We start from the raw sequence: 19,665 nt of genomic DNA, 5'->3' as shown, positions 1-19,665 counted from the left end.
ATTATAATGGTTTCCGTATGTTTTGTCTTTAAGTAAAGAATTGGAGGGTTCATCATTGAATCATCAGCTCGGACACCCAAGTGTTGTGACTGCCTTAATAGAGGCAATTCAGTCAGCAGAATTTCAAGCCATCACATTCAGAGACTATATGGAAATTTGTCTATACAGCGAACCGTATGGGTATTATCGTAATGATAGGCCGAAAATCGGTAAACAGGGAGATTTCTATACAAGTTCCTCTATTGGTTCAGTAATGGGGGAAATGGTGGCATCATTTATTTGTAAGCAGCTACATAATGAAAGTTCTCATACAGAACCCGTTCATATTGTTGAATGGGGAGGGGGGAACGGGCGAATGGCCCTTCACATCATGGGCGAAATAAAGCGATCTGAACCCGCCATTTATGCTCGTTTAAACTATATAATCATTGAATCTAGTGCTTATCATCGTCAGCAGCAGCGATCAATGCTTGAAGAGCATGCCCAAGTTATTCAATTCACAAGTGAAACAGAATGGTTGGCTCAGACACCGCAAGATGAGGTTTATGTTCTTGCGAATGAACTATTGGATGCATTCCCAATCCACCGAATTCGCTATAAAGATTTGCTTTTCAAGGAGTCCTATGTGAAATGGAAAGAAGAGGAGCAAATTTTTCAAGAAATTTGGCGTCCTATTAGCTCCCAACGTATATTAGACTTCCTAGAACGGTCCAAAGTTCAATGGTTGGATGGTCAAATAGGGGAGATAAACCTTGAAGCTGAAAGTTGGGTCTCACGTGTAGCTGAACGGATCCAAAGCGGGAGTTGCATTATCATTGATTATGGCGATACAGCAGAAGAACTTTTCGCTCCTCACCGTTATAATGGAACATTAATGTGCTATCGCAAACATCAAGCTCAGGATGACCCATTCATCCATCAGGGTGAGCAGGATATGACATCTCATGTTAATTTTAGTTCTTGTCAATTAGCTGCAAGTCAGAGTGGATTTACTTACTGCCAATTTCAGACGCAAAGGGAGTTTTTGGTGGAGCAAGGGATATTGCAAAGGCTTCAAGATCACTATGATCCGAACCCTTTCAGTGAGGTGTCTAAGCGGAACCGCTCAATTAGGCAGTTGCTCCTAAGCGATCAAATGAGCGAGCTGTTCAAAGTGTTCATCGCAAGCAAGCATTCTCGTACCAATGAAAAAAAGGTGAGCCGCTGAGTAACAGTCGGTTCACCTTTTTGCTTGTTGTTATTGTTGTGGGTATTAGACAGACATTTTGAAAAATGACCAATACGTAAATCCGCTGAAGGAAATAATCATATATCCCCAGAACAACAATATGTAAGTTCGTTCTGACAAGCGCATATAGCCTAGAATGACGAATACGGCAGTTTGAAAAAAGAAAATCAGAGACATAGGTATCATATCGCCAGCTAAGCTCATTAGTGCGATAACAAGTGTCCAAAAACCTAGAACCCGAAACATGCGATCCATTCTCGTAACATCCCCCTCTCATACCACGTTGCACTTTAACTACAACACATTATACCGTTTGAAATGAGCGGTGTAAACCGTCAAACGGTGACGAAATTGAAAACATTTCATCAGATAGTAGTAGTATGTCTTTTTATCGGGATCCCATGTATGAGTGACAAAAAATTTGGCAATACCATTTAGTATCAAATAGATTCTATGAACTCTAGTACGGGCATAGAAATAATAATAATGGCACGAATCAATTTATCCCTGCTCTCTACGAATTGATTCTTTATTATGATGCATCCCCAATAGGTGAGTCTTTGATCAAGGACTAAAGATCCCAAAGGAGAGACTTTGATCTCGGGGCCAAAGATGATCCCTATATTATGTTAGGAGGTTCGACCATATGTCAGCAATTAGACAAGATGCTTGGAGCGATGAAGACGACTTAATCTTAGCGGAGGTGACACTGCGTCACATACGAGAGGGAAGTACACAATTATCTGCATTCGAAGAAGTTGGAGAGCGCATTGGGCGTACAGCGGCAGCATGTGGATTCCGATGGAACAGTTTTGTGAGGAAAAAATATGAAGCGGCTATTCAGATTGCCAAAGCGCAGCGCCAGAAAAGAACGCAGCTCAAAAAGCATGCGGCTGTCTCGATTTCCGGTTCTTCTTCCATCGGATTACTGGATGGACCTGAGTTGTCTACGGGCAAAGTAGAGACATTCACGGAAGAAACATTATCGATTGATGCTGTGATCCGGTTTCTTAGACAATGGAGAAACACGTACCAAGATATGAATCGTCATATTAAAAATTTGGAAAAAGAGCTGCAAGACAAAGAGGACGAACTAGATAGATTGGGTAGAGAAAATAACAAGCTGAATAAGCAAGTTAATGAAGTTGAAACAGATTATCGTGTTGTGAATGATGATTATAAAGCATTGATTCAAATTATGGATCGTGCTAGGAAAATGGCCTTCCTTGTTGAAGAAGAGGAAGAAGAGAAGCCGCGGTTCAAGATGGATGCGAATGGTAACCTGGAAAGAGTAGATTGAGTTGCCGTCCGTACTTACATATAGAAGAAGCTTCAGAACAAGGAGAGCCCTTGGACTGGGGCTTTTTTGTTGTATAATGGGAATTGTATGTAGAGGGGGACATGAGATGCGCATTATGATTATTGGTGCAGGCTCCTTAGGACTGCTATTCGCTGCTAAGTTGTCTGCTTTTTGTGAATATATGACTGTCGTTGCAAGAACGATAGAACAAGCAGATAAGCTAGATCAGAAGGGTATCGAGTTGGTTGGAACGGCAGAAGCGATTAGGACTACTCGAAGTGGGGTCATAGAATTTCGCTATTATATAGAAGAAGCAGAAACGGCTAAATCGTCTTTACATCATTTTGATTACATATTTCTCATGGTCAAACAGCCTGCTATTACACAAGAGCTAATCAACAATTTGAAGTCTCAAATGTCTAATAACACCTACCTAATAAGTTTTCAGAACGGAATAGGGCACGAACAGAGGTTAGGAGAAGAGCTTGGGTGGGATCGTTTGCTGCTCGCTGTGACGACGGAAGGAGCTAGACGAGAGGGCTTAACGGAGGTTACTCACACCGGACATGGTATCAGTTATATAGGCAAATCGGAAGATTCAGATCATTTTGTAAATTCAACACATATTTTGTTAGTTGAGATGCTGGAGAAGGCAGGATTTCATACAATGATGTCGAAGAACATGGATGTAAGGATTTGGAGCAAGCTAACGATAAACGCTGTAATTAATCCGCTTACGGCAATTTTACGTGTGAAGAACGGAGATTTGCTGCTTTCACCCTGGACACGCTCACTCATGAATGACCTTTATCAAGAAACTCGTATGGTGGCGACTGCCAAGGGGATTTTATTACCTGATGAGCTATGGGACACGTTACTTAGCGTCTGTGAGGCCACTAGCTTAAACCATTCATCTATGCTTCAGGATATTGAACAGTCCCGACGTACCGAGATCGATCATATTAACGGAAGCCTAGTAAATATGGCAAAAGAATTAAAACTTGAGATTCCGACTCACCAAACCGTGTACCAATTAGTGAAAGCCCTAGAATAAGTAGGTGATTCTTAATGATGAATGTGTTAGCCAGTTGGATATCTACGATATATGCGGTCTTAGCAGTGGCGCCGTTTATTACGTTTATCTTTTTGTGGTTTCTAGTTTTTGTTTTTCTTAGAGATAAGAAGATGACAACAAGACTTACTATGGACGTGACGACCTTATTTCTGCTAGGCTCTGTTTCTTTGATGTGGAATCAATTATTTCATACGAATTTTGGTTTCTGGCTAATTGCGCTCGTGCTGCTCATCGCTTTTGGGATCATTGGTGGTTATCAGACACATTTGAAGGGGAAAACCGAATTATTAAGGGTAAGCAGGGTAGTGTGGAGGCTTAGTTTTCTGGGTCTATCAGCACTTTACATCCTGCTATTTTTCCTGCATATCGGGAAAAACTATATATTTTCGACCTAGGCAAGACGATTTTGTGGAAATAATGTGAATAAATCAATTTTTAGCGTATGTTTGTAATATTTATTTAAGATTTGTAGAAAATAACAATGAAATCCGTCTAGATTTTATTGACCGATGGTTGTATAATTAGAAACCGTAAAGGACCTTTTTCTTCATATTATTTTAACACAGGTGAATTAAAAGGAAAATTAGTTCTGGACAAAGCATAGTAATATGTTATAATTCCTTGCGTAGAGTCTAGTAAATTTTTTTACCAGAGCTTCGCGTCAGATATACTGACATGTGTGAAGCGGTTTCATTATTTTTGGGTTTAAGGTGTAAGGTTTATGTTAGTAAAACTATCAAAACACCTAACCATAGATGTTTAGATACATATTTTAAAGGAGGAGTTTTATGAAAGCGACGAAATGGGTTTCTACAGCAGTAGCATTAACGCTTATGGGTAGTGTGGCAATTGGTTGTGCCAAAAAAGAGGAACCATCTGCATCTCCAACTGGGGATACTAAAGGTACAGCAGCTCCTGCGGCCTCTAACAAACCGCAAGAAATTAAAATCAACTTTACTGCAGAGCCACCTGTTATGGATAGCTCCAAAGCAACAGCTAATGCTGCTTTCACATTCATTAGCGCATTTAACGAAGGTCTTTTTCGTACTGACAAAGACGGTAAAGCGACTCCTGGACTTGCAAAGGATTTCCCTAAAATTTCTGCTGATGGTTTAACTTACACAATCGACATTCGCGACAATGCGAATTGGTCTGATGGTCAACCAGTAAAAGCACAAGACTTCGTTTATTCTTTCAAACGTACATTAGATCCAGCAACAAAAGGGCAATATAGCTTCGTAGTAGCTTGGATTAAAGGTGGAGAAGCTGTAACGAAAGCAAAAACACCTGAAGATGTTAAAAAAGCTCAAGATGCACTAGGCGTAAAAGCAATTAGTGATAAACAACTTGAAATTAAACTTGAGAAACCAGTTACCTTCTTTACACAAATGCTTGCGTTCGGAACTTTCTTGCCACAAAGAGAAGATTTCGTTACAAAAGCTGGCGATAAATATGGAGCAGAAGCTGATAAAGTAATTGGTGCAGGTCCATTTATTTTGAGCAAATGGGATCATGGCCAAACACTTGAACTTGTTAAAAACGAAAAATATTGGGATGCTGCTAACGTTAAGCTTACGAAAGCAACGGTCAATATCGTAAAAGATACAAATACAGGACTTAACCTATACGAAACAGACGCAGCTGATTTGGCTGAAATCAACCGCGATCAACTTAAACTTTATGCAGGTAAACCAGATAACTTGCCTAAACCTGAGTTGACTAACTCTTACCTGATGTACCAAACGAAAAAAGTTCCTGCCTTGGCTAACAAGAAAATTCGTCAAGCTCTAGGTATGGCAATCGATCGTCAAGCTTACGTAGATACAGTTCTTGCTAATGGTTCCGTAGCATCCACAGGTTTAGTGCCTGGCGGTACTTCTGACGGTGCGGGCGGCGACTTCCGTAAATCTGCAGGCGATACTCAACCTAAGTTCGATGCTGCTAAAGCAAAACAATTGCTTGCTGAAGGTTTGAAAGAAGCTGGTTTATCAGCTCTTCCAAAAATGAAAGTGAACGCGGATGATACAGAAACTGCGAAAAAATCACTTGAGTTTATCCTTGCACAATGGAAACAAAACCTTGGATACGAAGCAGAAGCTAACCCAGTTCCGCATGCACTACGTATCGAGTTGTCTTCCAAACATGACTTCGAAATCGCTCTTTCCCTATGGGGCGCAGATTACAACGATCCAATGACGTTCTTGGATATGTGGGTAACTGGCGGAGAGTTTGATGAAGGCGACTACAGCAACCCGCAATATGATACTTTAATTAAGCAAGCTCAAGTAGAAGTAGATCCTTCCAAGCGTGCTAAAGCATTGGTTGAAGCTGAGAAAATCTTGATGGATGATCAAGGTGTAGCACCACTTTACTTCCGTACTCGTGCTTACTTGAAAAAGCCTAATGTTAACGGTTTGATTCTTCCATCTTTTGGTCAAGAATGGGAATTGAAATGGACATCTATTAAGTAGTCCAAACAGCATATCATTTTAAGAAGAAGGGGCCGTTCGCACCTCGTGGGAGCGGCCTCTTCTAAATTTCTAAGCAGTTCATTTTAATAAAGGAGGAGCATTATGGTTAAGTTCATTCTTCGCCGTTTCTTATATGCGCTTATTACGTTATGGCTAATTGCATCATTTACATTCGTATTGATGAAAAACTTACCAGGTAATCCACTGGGAGAAGGCGCCGAAAAGATTCCTAAGGCTACGAAAGAGATGCTAATGAAGCAATACGGTTTAGATAAGCCGCTATGGGAACAATACTTGACATTCATGAACAACATCATCCATGGCGATCTAGGAGCTTCCTTTCAATTCCCTGCTCACAAAGTTACTGATATTATCAAACAAGCATTCCCTTCTTCACTAGAACTTGGGTTGATCTCTATCGCTATTGCTATTGTTGCAGGTCTTACTTTAGGGATTATTGCCTCCTTGAAGCATAATAAAGCGGGAGATTACACGGCAATGTTTATTGCGATTCTGGGTGTATCCATCCCATCATTTGTTCTCGGTCCATTGCTTTCTTATTATATCGGTGTAAAATGGGGTATTCTTCCTGCAGGTTTATGGAAAGGTCCAAGTTATCGAGTTTTACCAGCGATTGCGCTTTCTTTCGGAACGATTGCAATCTTGGCACGTTTGATGCGTACATCCATGTTGGACGTTCTGAACCAAGATTACATTAAGACAGCCAAATCCAAAGGTTTAAGCAATTTTACAGTTGTTGTTAAGCACACGATAAGAAATGCTATTTTACCTGTTATCACAATAATAGGTCCAATATTTGTAAACGTAATCACAGGAACGCTAGTTGTTGAACAAATTTTCGGTGTGCCGGGCTTAGGAAAACATTTCGTTTCTTCCGTTTCTTCCAACGATTACACCATGATCTCTGGATTAACGATTTTCTATTCAAGTATTCTTATCTTAGTAATCTTTATCACAGACGTAGTGTATGGCTTTGTAGACCCTAGAATTCGTCTTGGGAAAGGCGGGAAATAAATCATGCAAACACCAAATAATGCAACTGAGAATAACTACAAGTTTGCTCCCGTTTCAAATAAATCTTTAACTGGCGAAAAAATTGTTAGACCTTCGCTCAATTATTGGCAGGACGCATGGAGACGACTTAAGAAAAATAGACTGGCTATGGCTGGCTTAATTATATTGGTTGCCTTGATCGTATTAGCGATAATTGTACCTTTTGTTTCAAGCTACGATTATCAGACGCAAAACTTAAAAGTAAAAAATGTGGCTCCAAGTGGTGAACACTGGTTCGGTACAGATGACTTCGGCCGCGATGTTTGGACCCGTGTATGGTGGGGAACACGCATCTCCTTATTTATCGGGATTATAGCAGCTTTAATTGATTTGGTTATCGGTGTTCTTTATGGTGGTATTTCTGCGTACTATGGCGGGAAAGTTGATGAAGTAATGCAGCGTACAATTGAAATCGTCTATGCGATTCCTTTCTTGTTGATCGCGATTCTTCTCATTATGGTTATCGGTTCAGGTATTCCCTCTATTATTTTGGCTATGGCCATAACGGGTTGGGTTCCAATGGCACGATTGGTGCGCGGTCAAATGCTAACGCTGAAAGAGCAAGAGTTCGTGCTTGCATCCCGTACACTTGGTGCATCTCCAATGCGAATTATTATGCGCAGCTTGATTCCTAATGCGTTAGGTATCATCATCGTGCAAATTACATTTGTTGTTCCAGCCGCTATCTTTACTGAAGCGTTCCTTAGCTTCATTGGTCTTGGTGTTAAACCGCCGCTTGCATCGCTGGGTAACTTGCTATCTGACGGCGCCAACTATATCCGTTTATATCCGCATCGCCTGATTTTCCCGACTATTATTTTTAGCTTGATTCTATTAAGCTTCAATTTACTCGGCGACGGGCTTCGTGATGCGCTTGATCCAAAAATGCGCAAGTAAGAAGGGGTGAATAATGATGAGCACCAATAACAATTTACTTGAAGTAAAAGATTTGAGAGTTTCTTTCCGGACGTATGCGGGGGAAGTTCAAGCTGTTCGCGGCGTATCTTTTTCTTTGAAAAAAGGTGAAGTGTTGGCGATTGTAGGTGAATCCGGCTGCGGTAAGTCCGTTACGGCACAAACGCTCATGCGTTTAATTCCTACTCCGCCTAGCTATATAAAAAGCGGTTCTATCATGTTTGACGGGAAATTGGATATTACCAAACTTTCCAACAAACAAATGGAGAAAATTCGTGGATCCGAAATGGGTATGATTTTCCAGGATCCAATGACTTCTTTGAATCCGACGATGAAAGTCGGCGATCAAATCACAGAAGGTTTGATCAAGCATGAAGGTTTGAGCAAAAAGGCTGCAACAGAGAGAGCTATTGAAATTCTCAAGCTTGTAGGCATTAACTCCCCAGAGGGCCGTATTCATCAGTATCCACATGAGCTCTCCGGTGGTATGCGTCAGCGTGTTATGATTGCTATCGCACTTGCTTGTTCGCCTAAACTGCTTATCGCGGATGAGCCAACAACGGCTCTTGACGTAACGATTCAAGCGCAAATTATTGATTTGATGAAGACTATTTCTGTTAAAACGGACTCATCTATTATCTTAATTACGCATGACCTTGGTGTCGTAGCTGATATGGCTCAACGTGTTGTCGTTATGTACGCAGGGAAAATTATTGAGCAAGGCACAGTAGATGAAATTTTCTATGAGCCGCAGCATCCATATACATGGGGCTTGCTTCGTTCAGTGCCGCGTTTGGATACGAATAGTAATGAAGAGCTTGTACCTATTCCAGGTACGCCACCAGATCTATTCGCACCTCCAAAAGGGTGTGCTTTTGCAGCCAGATGTCCATATGCAATGAATCATTGTTTGGAAGAAGATCCAGAGCATACGTCGCTTTCTGAAACACACAGTGCCGCTTGCTGGCTGTTGCACCCAGATGCACCGAAGGTTGAACGTCCTGTAGGAGTGGGGGGTCATCAACATGTCTAAATCTAATCAACCGATCTTACAAATTCGTAATATGAAGAAGCATTTTAATCTTGGCAACGGTAAAATATTGAAAGCTGTTGACAATTTCTCCATAGAAATTAACCGCGGTGAAACATTTGGTCTCGTAGGGGAATCCGGATGTGGGAAATCGACAGCGGGTAGAACGATTATTAAGCTTTATGATGCAACAGAAGGCGAAGTCATTTTCGACGGTGAAGATGTTCATAAGTTGAAGGGGAAGAAGCTGAAAGACTTTAATCGGAATATGCAAATGGTATTCCAAGATCCTTACGCTTCTTTGAATCCTCGTATGACAGTTGGAAATATCATTGCTGAAGGTATTGATATTCATGGTTTGTACAAAGGTCCTAAACGTAAAGAACGTGTAATGGAATTGCTTCGCGCCGTTGGTTTGAACGATGAGCATGCCAATCGTTTCCCGCATGAATTTTCCGGTGGTCAGCGTCAACGTATCGGGATTGCCCGTGCGCTTGCAATTGAACCGAAATTTATTATTGCGGATGAGCCGATCTCTGCATTGGACGTTTCCGTACAAGCACAGGTTGTTAACCTGTTCAAGAGATTACAGAAGGAAATGGGCTTGACTTACTTATTTATCGCGCATGATTTGGCGATGGTTAAGCATATTTCCGATCGTATCGGTGTTATGTACCTTGGTAACCTCGTTGAGGTGACGACTTCTGATGCTCTTTATGCGAAGCCGCTTCATCCTTACACACAGTCGCTGCTTTCTGCGATTCCGATCCCAGATCCGGAAATTGAGCGTACACGTGAGCGCATCATTCTTCAAGGTGATGTACCAAGTCCGCTTAATCCGCCTAGTGGATGTCCGTTCCGTACGCGCTGTCCACAAGCAATGCCACAGTGTGCGGCATCGATGCCGCCATCAAAAGAAGTGGAACCAAATCACTTCGTGGCTTGTCATTTGTATTAAGAATGTTCAGCCGTCCCCGTAGGGGGGCGGCTTTTTAATGTTCAATTGTAATTATTAAAAATACAGTTTTGACGATTGCGAACCTTACGTGTACAATCAAAGAATAGTCGTTTTATTTGGTATGAAGAGGAGACACTAGTCGCATATGCAAATGGAAACTTTTCATTGGAAGAAAAATCAGAAGTTAGCGGAAGATTACATAGCTCAGACAGATAAAGCTAAAGCTTTATTTCCTTACCACTTCGGAAACTTGGAGGACTGGCGGTCCCGAGTACAATGGTTAGACGAGGTAAAGACTTCACCTCAAGTTGATCGAAGGCGCTTGGTGCAAGTCTTGGAAAAATATAACGAGAGAATAGGAAATTCACAGGCTGCATTTGATCATATCTCGTCATTGGCTGATAAGGATACACTTGCGATTGTGGGAGGCCAGCAAGCGGGGTTGTTTGGCGGTTCGCTGCTTGTTTTGTACAAAGCCATAAGCATTGTTCAACTGGCTCGTGAATGGAGTGGGAAATTACAACGCCCGGTTGTGCCGATCTTTTGGATCGCCGGTGAGGATCATGATTTCGATGAAGTTAACCATACGTATACGTTATCGAACGCTCAGCAAATTGAGAAAATCAAGGTTGATCATCCGACAGGGCGACGCACATCCGTCAGCAGGCTGCCTCTTGAGCCTGATGCATGGAAAGAGGCCTTGGCGGCGTTGGATCAATCCCTGATGGATACAGAGTTTAAAGCTTCGCTAATGGCTAAGCTGGAGGGAACAACAGAGGATGGGGCGACATTATCCGATGCTTTTGCTCGCTGGATGGCTATCCTCTTTGGGGAATACGGGCTCGTCCTCATAGATTCTGATGAACCTTCCTTGCGAGCTTTGGAAGCGTCCATGTTTGAGAAGCTAATCCTGCAGAATGAAGCATTCTCGGGGTCATTAGAGAAGAGTCAGGATGCAGTTGAGCAAGCAGGATATGAGAGTCAAGCTGAAATAAGCAGAGACGGAGCTAATTTATTTGTATTTGCAGATGGGCAGCGGCTGCTTTTGCATCGTGAAGGTGAACTATTTACAGATAAGAAGAAGGACAATAGTTATACTAAACAGCAGCTTCAAGATTTAGCCTTAACAAGGCCTGAGAATTTGAGCAACAACGTGATGTCGCGACCTCTAATGCAAGAATTTCTATTCCCTGTTCTGGCTACTGTGTTAGGACCAGGTGAGATTGCTTACTGGTCGCTGACGAAGCATGCTTTTGAACAGTTTGGCATGAAAATGCCGATCATAGCACCGCGCATGGAGTTTACATTGATCGAGGGTACAGTTCAGAAGCAAATGAACAAATATGGTTTTACATTTGAGGACGTGCTTGAGCGCTTTGAGCACAAGAAGCAAGAATGGCTGGATGCGCAAGATACATTGCAATTAAATGAGCGGTTCGATGCCGTAAAATCGGAATTCTGTGTGAACTACACACCTCTTGTGGAATCTCTTGCCGCGATCAACCCCGGGGTTAAAAAGCTCGGAGAAACGAATTTGGCGAAAATTCTCGAGCAAATCGAATTCCTGCGTAATAAAGCCGGAGAAGCACATAAGACGCAATTCGATGCGGCGTTGCGACAATTAGAACGCATAAGACTAACCATATTACCGTTCGCCAAGCCGCAAGAAAGAGTGTATAATGGGTGTGCTTATATGAATCGGTATGGGAATGAATGGCTCCGAGATTTACTTGAGACGCCGATTCCTGTGGACGGTCTGCACCGTATTTATTATTTATAGGAGGAAACGAAAATGACAACTGTAGAAAAGAGTATTGTTGCTGATATAACACTAGCACCTGAAGGTCATTTGAAAATTGATTGGGTCCAGGCGCACATGCCTGTTTTAAATCGTATTCGTGAGCAATTTGAGAAGGAACAGCCTTTTAAAGGATTGAAAGTGGCTATTTCCTTGCATTTAGAAGCGAAAACAGCTTATTTAGCCAAAGTAGTAAAAGCTGGTGGAGCTGAAGTAACGATTACGGGCAGCAATCCGCTGTCTACGCAAGATGACGTTTGTGCAGCGCTTGTTGAGGATGGCATTACCGTTTTTGCGAAATACAATCCTAGTCCGGAAGAATACAAAGAGCTTCTGATTAAAGCACTCGAAACGAAGCCTGACCTGATCATTGATGATGGCGGCGATTTGGTTTCTATTCTTCATTCCGAACGTAAAGATTTGGCTGTACAAGTTCGCGGCGGAGCTGAAGAAACAACAACAGGAATTCTTCGTCTGAAAGCGATGGAGAAAGAAGGCAAGCTTGAATTCCCAATGGTCGCTGTTAACGATGCATTCTGTAAATACTTGTTCGATAATCGTTATGGAACGGGTCAATCTGTTTGGGATGGCATCAACCGTACAACAAACTTGGTTGTAGCTGGTAAAACTGTTGTTGTTGTTGGTTATGGCTGGTGTGGTAAAGGTGTGGCAATGCGTGCTAAAGGTTTGGGCGCGAATGTAATTGTAACAGAAATTGATGCAATTAAAGGTGTCGAGGCCTACATGGATGGCTTTGCTGTAATGCCAATGCTGGAAGCGGCGAAATTGGGCGATTTCTTCGTAACAGTTACGGGTAATCGTGATGTGATTCGTGGTGAGCACTACAAAGTAATGAAAGATGGCGCGATTCTATCGAATGCAGGCCACTTTGACGTTGAAGTAAACAAACCGGAACTTGAAGCAATGTCTTCTTCCAAGCGTACAGTAAGACGCAATATTGAAGAGTACCGACTGACGGACGGTCGTAAAGTATACATACTTGCTGAAGGACGTCTGGTTAACCTAGCAGCAGGCGATGGTCATCCGGCAGAAATTATGGATATGACGTTTGCACTGCAAGCTATGTCACTTAAATATGTAAATGATGAGTACAAGAAATTAGGCAAAACTGTTGTCAATGTACCTTATGTGCTGGATGAGCAAGTTGCTCGATTCAAGTTGGAATCTCTTGGTACTAGTATTGACTCGTTGACAGAAGAGCAGAAGATGTACCTGGATAGCTGGGCGTAGCATTAAGATTTAAGGAGCCTTTTGGAGCTTTGGCGAGCTTCAAGAGCCTTGGGGAGCCTTTCAGACCACTTTTAGAGTGGGCTGGAAGGTTTTTTCTTTGTATAGGAAATTATGATAGATGCCGATCTGTGGATAAGTATTGTAAAATGAAAACGGAAAGGGAAGGGATACATGTGGAGATACAATCTCACGGGGACGTGAATACATATTACGGATATCTTCTAAAACCTAAAAGGACCGTTAGGGTGATCTTCCCAGCCGCTCCTTCTACCAAGTAGCCAAACAATAATTGTTCATCCACCTTTGAACATATTCTCTTATATTTATATCCCAAACTCAACACGCACCCGGTATCACCAGATTTTAGCGGAACGTAGAAGCTTTATTTTGCTCAAAACAGCGTATTTCACGTTTTCGTGGAACGAGGAGCCTCTATTTCCCGCTTTCGAGGTTTAAAAACCGGTAAAACGCCAAAATAGCGCCCCTACGTTCCGCGTGTGGGTTCCTCTACGACATAATCACCGAAATAACGGCTCCTCGTTCCCCACGATCCTCAGATTTGCAGCCTAAATGTTCGAAATCACTCCACAGAGTTTCGCTTTCAAGCCGACCTATAATCCAGTGGATTTGACCACCTTTTTATATTTATTTGAACAAATTTTTTCTACTACCTGCCCTCGCACTCAACTTTACACTACCCTCCAATAAAGGAGCACGTCACATGGTTTACCACATACCAAACAATGAATGTTCCCACCTGTGAACATATTCTTGACTATCTACCTGCCCTCGCACTCAACTTTCTACTATACACTCTAATGCCAGAGCATATCTCATGGCCTATACCAAGCAAGCCGCTCCAATAATCTTCTAATTGTATCCCAAACTCAACATGAACCCGGCATCATAATTATTTGTTGATGTGACTCGGCGATTTGCAACCTTTCCAACTTAACCCCCGTTTATAGGGTGTATAACCTATATTTGGTAGCGAGGGGATGACAAGATGGGGGTCTTAAAAAGCAAAGAGAACGGTAGGTTCATGCACAGCAGTATTGCAGCTAACAAAACAAAGAGGAATAGGTTTGGTCGGAAAATTTCTTTTCTGCTTGCCACGTGTATGCTAGTAATTGGTATACTATCGGGCTGTAGCGCTGCAAAGGACGAGTCGTCAGCGCCATCATCAAAAGAAATGAAAATGGCTGCGACTAGTGACACGGTAAAGTCAGAATCTGCACAGTCAGCTGACGCTAAGTTCGCGGCTCCTGCTGCAGCAGCTGGAGGGAAAGCAATCGGCGCAGATGCTTTATCCAAAGGGAAAGAGGGAGCGGCAGAAACAGCGCCTACTGACGTAAAAAATGCACCGATCACTGTCATGCCTGCAACGGGAAGCGATGAAGCAGCGGGATTTAATCGCAAGTTAATCTACCGTGCTAACTTGGTTATGCCTGTAGAGGACTACAGCAAAGCTCAGACAGCCCTCCGTGACCTGGTAGCGCTTAGTGGGGCTTACATTCTGCAATTCTCGGAAAATGCGAACACGGGAGAAAGAGGCGGGACATTTACAATCAAAGTCGCAGCAAATGGGTTTGTCTCTTTGCTAGATGGCTTGGAGAAGATAAGTCCATCACTCCAAAGGAATGTACAGGGACAAGACGTGACGGAGGAGTATGTGGATCTTAATTCACGCCTCAAGGCAAAACAAATGGTTGAAACGAGATTATTGGGCTTCATGGAGAAGGCTTCAAAAACGGATGAGCTGCTTGCATTCTCAAACGAGCTATCCAAGGTACAAGAAGCGATTGAACAGATAAAGGGTCGGATAAGATATTTGGATCAAAATGTCTCATTCTCGACAATTGAGCTTCGTATGTACCAGCAAACGGGTAATAAGCCGCTGCTATCTGATCCTCATAAGTTAACACTAGAGGAACGTATTCAAAAAGCATGGAATTCTAGCCTAAATGTACTAGTTGCTGTTATACAAGGTATTCTCGTTTTCCTTGCAGCTGCATTTCCGATTCTCGTCATTGGCCTATTGATTGGTGTACCGATCTGGGTATTCAGACGCAAAAGAAATAAACAACTGCAAGAGATGCGATTACAACTTAAAGATCAAAATGCATCTTTATACGCACTTGAAGATGAGAAACAAGGAACAAAAGACGCAGAATAGACCTAAAATTGAAAATAATTTTGAAAATCCTGCTCTCAAAGCAGGATTTCTTTTATTTTTAGCGAATATTGATTCAAATGTGGTGGAAAGTGGTACAAAGTGGAGGGAAAGGGGGCGACATGCTATGTTCATGGGTGAATATCAACATAGCATCGACGAGAAAGGCCGAATGATCATCCCGGCCAAGTTTCGCGAAGCCCTCGGCGACTCATTTGTCATCACCCGCGGTCTGGATCAGTGCTTATTCGTTTATCCACAATCGGAATGGGCGATACTCGAGCAAAAGCTTAAAGCACTGCCGCTAATGAAATCAGATGCGCGTGCCTTCACCCGGTTCTTCTTCTCCGGTGCAACGGAGTGTGACCTCGATAAACAAGGCAGAGCGAACATTCCAGGCAACCTCGTGGACCATGCCAAACTTGAAAAAGATTGTGTGGTTATCGGTGTTTCCAACCGAGTTGAGATTTGGAGCAAGCAAATTTGGGAAAGCTATGCCAATGAATCGGAACAGTCATTCAATGAAATAGCTGAGAAACTCGTCGATTTTAATTTTGATTTATAGAGGCTAACGTAGAAAGCTTTGCTAAAGCAAAGCTCAGCTAATGCTAACGTAGAAAGTTTTGCTAAAGCAAAACTCTTAGGAGGACACCAAGTGTTTCATCATGTGACGGTACTTAAGGAAGAATCTGTTGAAGGTTTACATATAAAGCCGGATGGCGTTTACGTGGATTGTACGATGGGAGGAGCAGGGCATAGTTCCCTGATTGCTTCTAAATTAGGTCCAAATGGCTTACTAATTGCACTAGACCAGGATGATGCCGCTTTAGCTAATGCTCAAACCGTGCTAGCGCCTTACCTGGATCGCGTAAAAATCGTAAAAAGCAATTTCAGAGAGCTGGAGAAGGTGCTCCAGAATGAGCCTAAGGCACTGCGTGATGGCAAGCCGCAGGTGGATGGAATTCTCTTTGATCTTGGCGTGTCATCTCCACAACTTGATGATGGGGATCGTGGTTTCAGCTACAACCATGATGCAGAGCTCGACATGAGGATGGATCGTTCGACGGAATTGACCGCCAAAACGATAGTCAATGAGTGGCCAGCAGACCAGATTGCGCGAATTTTGTTTGAGTATGGTGAAGAAAAGTTTTCCAGGCGGATCGCAGGCGTCATTGTGGAAGCTCGGACCAAACAACCCATTGAAACCACAGGTGAGCTGGTGGAGCTGATCAAGGAAGGAATTCCCGCTGCAGCGAGAAGGACCGGCGGCCACCCCGCGAAACGAAGTTTCCAAGCACTGCGTATCGCCGTGAACGATGAATTAGGAGCTTTTGAAGAAGCACTGGAGCAATCACTCCGATGCCTGGCCCCACAAGGCCGAGTAGCTGTAATTACCTTCCATTCACTGGAAGATCGCATATGTAAACAATTTTTTGTGAAAAATGTTGAAAAATGTACCTGTCCTTCGGATCTTCCATATTGCGTTTGCAAGAAGACCGGAGTTGTAAAATTAGTAACACGAAAACCAATTTCACCAAGCGAACATGAGCTTGAAGTCAATCAAAGGGCAAGATCCGCGAAGCTACGAATCGCTGAAAAGCTTTGACACAAGGGAGGAAATAAAATATGCCATCTTACATTCAAGGCAATTTGGCTCTCGATCCAAAACGTTCGGCCCCTGCACCAAAAGTGAAGATAAAAGAAACAACAAAGGTTGTTTATCGTAATAAAACGTTACCGACACAGGAGAAGATGCTCTATTTATTCACAGTAATCCTTTGTGTCATTGTGGCGGGCGTTATTATCTGGCGTTACGCGGCTATTTATCAAATGAATGCCAATATTTTGAAAATGCAAAGTGAAATTCGTGAGATGCAAGCTCAGAACAGTGCTTTGAAGCAAGAAGTAGAGAAACTGCAAAGTCCTGATCGTATGAAGGGTGAGGCTGTACGGCTTGGGTTTAATATAGGAGATGAAAAGAAAGTAAGTTTAGCCACTTCAGAGAAAACAAAATCAAGTACAAGCAGTAGCAAAAATAATAAAGTAGCTTCTAAACCGTAATGGGCAGGTATTCGATATGACAAAAAAAATTAAGTTGCGTTCTTTGCTAATTGGAGGGTTCTTCACCCTTCTTTTTGTTGTCCTTATTTCTAAAGTCTATTGGATTCAAGTGGTAGAAGCATCATGGTTGCTAGGGCAGGCCGAGAAGAAATGGGAAACAGATAGGGTATTAAATCCGGTGAGGGGTTCGATCCTGGACCGAAACAATAAAGTGCTTGCCGTGGAAGCAACATCGTATACCATTGCACTTAATCCCAAAATGATTGATGGCTATCATATTGCTGAGAATGTTACGCAAGGATTAGCGGAAATTTTGAAAGAATCGGATGAAACGAAGTCTACGCTTGTCAATAAAATCCGTGAGCGCGCAACGAAAATGAAGCCGGATGGTACGGATTTTGCGGTCTATACGGAGATTAGAAATGAAGGTTGGAAAATTGAGAAAGAGAAGGCAGATCAAGTTCGTGCGTTAATTTCAGAGCTTCAAACAAAACTCAAGTTAAACGTAAAAGCTAACGTAGGAATTAATATTTTAGAAGACAAAAAACGCTATTATCCTGGTGAAACGCTAGCCTCTCATATTTTAGGGTATACGAATAAAGAAGGCGAAGCAGCAATAGGTTTAGAACTTAAACTAGACCAAACCCTTAAGGGTGTTCCTGGAATGTTAAGCTATGAGAAGGACGGGAAAGGTGTTGAACTTCCTGACTCCAAGATCAATTTCAAGCCAGCGCAAGACGGGAACAATGTGCGACTCACAATTGATAAAAATATTCAGTTTTATTTGGAGAGTGCGCTTGCAAAAGTAAATGACAAGTGGCACCCGAAGAGCCTAACAGCGATTGCTGTTGATCCGCAAACCATGGAAATTCTGGGAATGGCCAATACGCCAACCTTTAACCCCAATACCTATTGGACGATTAAAGATCAAAGTGATTTCAAAAATAATGCGGTAGCCTCTCGCTACGAGCCTGGCTCTACTTTTAAGCTAGTGACGTTAGCTGCTACAGTAGAAGAGGGGCTATTTAATCCGAATGAAATGTACCAATCAGGTATGATTCGGGTAGAGGATAGAGAACTCCATGACCATAATCGGGTTGGTTGGGGGAAAATCTCCTTCTTAGATGGTCTTAAGCGTTCTAGTAACGTTGCTTTCGTCAAATTGGGTATAGAAAAATTAACTTCACCTAAGTTGAAAGATTACATTACGAAATTTGGGTTCGATCAAAAAACGAATATTGATATGCCGAATGAAGTTTCCGGATTAATAGATATGAAATATCCATCTGAGTTTGCAACCGCTACTTATGGACAAGGAAAAGTAGTTGTTACAGCCATTCAACAAACAGCTGCTTATGCTGCGATGGCCAACGGAGGCAAATTGATGTGGCCTCACATTGTTAAGGATATTGTCGATCCGAAAACAGGGAAAAGCATTCAGTCTTTTGCGCCACAAGTCGTTAGGCAAGTCGTAAGTGAAAAGACAGCTAGTCAGGTGACCGGATATTTAGAACAAGTTGTATCTGACCAAGAGATTGGTACAGGTAAGCTTGCATTTATGGAGGACTACCGTGTCGCAGGAAAGACAGGGACAGCTAACTTAGTCCTTCCCGGTGAAAAGACCTATTCCACGGATTCGTGGGTTATTTCCTTTATTGGGTACGCTCCTGCTGAAAATCCTCGTATCTTAGTTACATTGATCGCTGATCAACCTGACTTAGGCGGCAATTATCACTTAGGAGGGCAGGTATTAGCTCCTGCTTTTAAAGAAATTGTTGGTGAATCGCTGCAGTATATGGGCGTTGCATCGAATAAGCAAACGAAAATGGTAACGAAGCAAGCGAATAAGCTAACGGTGCCTAATTTTGCAGATGTGACAGCAGAAAGCGCCAAGGCTACAGCAAAGGACAGCGGTTTGTCACTTGAGGTTTTCGGTAAGGGAGCCAAGGTTGTGGACCAATTTCCGAAAGCAGGTACAGAAATCTTATCTACACAACGAATATATGTTGCGATGCAAACTGTTGACGAAATGCCGCTGCCTAATTTGGTCGGTAGATCACTTCGAGATGCCGTTGAAACCTGTTCCTTCTTTAAAGTAGACTGTCAAACCTCTGGTGAAGGATATGTTTCGGATCAGGGCACAACGGGAGAAGGCGAGGGGAGAAGCGTGACGTTGCAGCTCAAACCATTAAGCGATAAATCATCAAATGCAAGTTCATCAACACCTATACCATCGCCAACGCCGGCGTCAAATACGAAAACAGAAGCGCAGCGAACTACGGCCAAAAAGACACCTTAACGGAGAGCTTGTTCTAACCCCTGTTTGTCCCG

17 protein-coding genes are annotated in these 19,665 nt (G+C 42.6%); 16 read left to right on the top strand and 1 reads right to left on the bottom strand.

Annotated elements, in window-relative coordinates:
* Positions 1-55: 55 nt before the first annotated feature.
* Entirely contained in the window at positions 56-1,207 is a 1,152-nt protein-coding gene (locus AC58UU_RS08205; RefSeq protein ID WP_497314567.1) for a class I SAM-dependent methyltransferase, read from the top strand.
* 45 nt (positions 1,208-1,252) lie between these two features.
* On the opposite strand, the gene AC58UU_RS08200 is transcribed toward AC58UU_RS08205, so the two are convergent.
* Entirely contained in the window at positions 1,253-1,483 is a 231-nt protein-coding gene (locus AC58UU_RS08200) for a DUF2626 domain-containing protein (RefSeq protein ID WP_029196536.1), read from the bottom strand.
* A gap of 391 nt (positions 1,484-1,874) precedes the next feature.
* Between AC58UU_RS08200 and AC58UU_RS08195 the strand changes: the two genes are divergently transcribed.
* The 15 genes from AC58UU_RS08195 (at position 1,875) to AC58UU_RS08125 (ending at position 19,633) form a co-directional block, all read left to right on the top strand.
* Positions 1,875-2,528, top strand: coding sequence for an RsfA family transcriptional regulator (locus AC58UU_RS08195; RefSeq protein ID WP_047672335.1), 654 nt, complete (start codon positions 1,875-1,877; stop codon positions 2,526-2,528).
* A 106-nt stretch (positions 2,529-2,634) separates the two neighbouring features.
* Positions 2,635-3,582, top strand: a complete 948-nt coding sequence (locus AC58UU_RS08190; protein WP_497314565.1) for a ketopantoate reductase family protein — start codon at positions 2,635-2,637, stop codon at positions 3,580-3,582.
* Positions 3,583-3,596: 14 nt separating this feature from the next.
* Positions 3,597-3,998, top strand: a complete 402-nt coding sequence (locus AC58UU_RS08185; RefSeq protein WP_497314563.1) for a DUF3397 domain-containing protein — start codon at positions 3,597-3,599, stop codon at positions 3,996-3,998.
* A gap of 393 nt (positions 3,999-4,391) precedes the next feature.
* The gene (locus AC58UU_RS08180; protein WP_497314561.1) at positions 4,392-6,074 is read left to right on the top strand and encodes a peptide ABC transporter substrate-binding protein; all 1,683 of its coding nucleotides are present in this window, start codon (positions 4,392-4,394) and stop codon (positions 6,072-6,074) included.
* Positions 6,075-6,176: 102 nt separating this feature from the next.
* Positions 6,177-7,109: an ABC transporter permease gene (locus tag AC58UU_RS08175; RefSeq protein WP_497314559.1), complete on the top strand. Its 933-nt coding sequence runs from the start codon at positions 6,177-6,179 to the stop codon at positions 7,107-7,109.
* A 3-nt stretch (positions 7,110-7,112) separates the two neighbouring features.
* On the top strand, positions 7,113-8,045 hold the full coding sequence (locus tag AC58UU_RS08170) for an ABC transporter permease (protein WP_497314557.1): 933 nt from the start codon (positions 7,113-7,115) through the stop codon (positions 8,043-8,045).
* A 13-nt stretch (positions 8,046-8,058) separates the two neighbouring features.
* A complete protein-coding gene (locus AC58UU_RS08165; RefSeq protein ID WP_029196529.1) occupies positions 8,059-9,096 on the top strand; it encodes an ABC transporter ATP-binding protein in 1,038 nt (345 codons plus the stop codon).
* The gene (locus AC58UU_RS08160; RefSeq protein WP_497314556.1) at positions 9,089-10,051 is read left to right on the top strand and encodes an ABC transporter ATP-binding protein; all 963 of its coding nucleotides are present in this window, start codon (positions 9,089-9,091) and stop codon (positions 10,049-10,051) included. The genes AC58UU_RS08165 and AC58UU_RS08160 overlap by 8 nt, the downstream gene beginning before the upstream one ends.
* Positions 10,052-10,196: 145 nt before the next feature.
* Complete coding sequence (gene bshC, locus AC58UU_RS08155; protein ID WP_497314554.1) at positions 10,197-11,831, top strand: bacillithiol biosynthesis cysteine-adding enzyme BshC; 1,635 nt, start codon at positions 10,197-10,199, stop codon at positions 11,829-11,831.
* 12 nt (positions 11,832-11,843) lie between these two features.
* Positions 11,844-13,100, top strand: a complete 1,257-nt coding sequence (locus AC58UU_RS08150; protein WP_497314552.1) for an adenosylhomocysteinase — start codon at positions 11,844-11,846, stop codon at positions 13,098-13,100.
* Between the two features lie 1,006 nt (positions 13,101-14,106).
* Entirely contained in the window at positions 14,107-15,276 is a 1,170-nt protein-coding gene (locus tag AC58UU_RS08145; protein ID WP_497314550.1) for a DUF4349 domain-containing protein, read from the top strand.
* A gap of 124 nt (positions 15,277-15,400) precedes the next feature.
* Positions 15,401-15,838 carry a division/cell wall cluster transcriptional repressor MraZ gene (gene mraZ, locus AC58UU_RS08140; RefSeq protein WP_029196525.1) on the top strand — a complete coding sequence of 146 codons (438 nt, stop codon included), beginning with the start codon at positions 15,401-15,403 and terminating at the stop codon, positions 15,836-15,838.
* Positions 15,839-15,928: 90 nt separating this feature from the next.
* Positions 15,929-16,879: a 16S rRNA (cytosine(1402)-N(4))-methyltransferase RsmH gene (gene rsmH, locus AC58UU_RS08135; protein ID WP_497314548.1), complete on the top strand. Its 951-nt coding sequence runs from the start codon at positions 15,929-15,931 to the stop codon at positions 16,877-16,879.
* Between the two features lie 20 nt (positions 16,880-16,899).
* A complete protein-coding gene (locus AC58UU_RS08130) occupies positions 16,900-17,334 on the top strand; it encodes a septum formation initiator family protein (RefSeq protein ID WP_497314546.1) in 435 nt (144 codons plus the stop codon).
* Positions 17,335-17,350: 16 nt separating this feature from the next.
* Complete coding sequence (locus AC58UU_RS08125) at positions 17,351-19,633, top strand: penicillin-binding transpeptidase domain-containing protein (RefSeq protein ID WP_497314544.1); 2,283 nt, start codon at positions 17,351-17,353, stop codon at positions 19,631-19,633.
* Positions 19,634-19,665: the final 32 nt, after the last annotated feature.

The organism is Paenibacillus sp. JT22N1 (assembly GCF_059692155.1).
The sequence above is the reverse complement of the archived record's forward strand: the minus strand, read 5'-3'. Positions and strand labels throughout refer to the sequence as shown.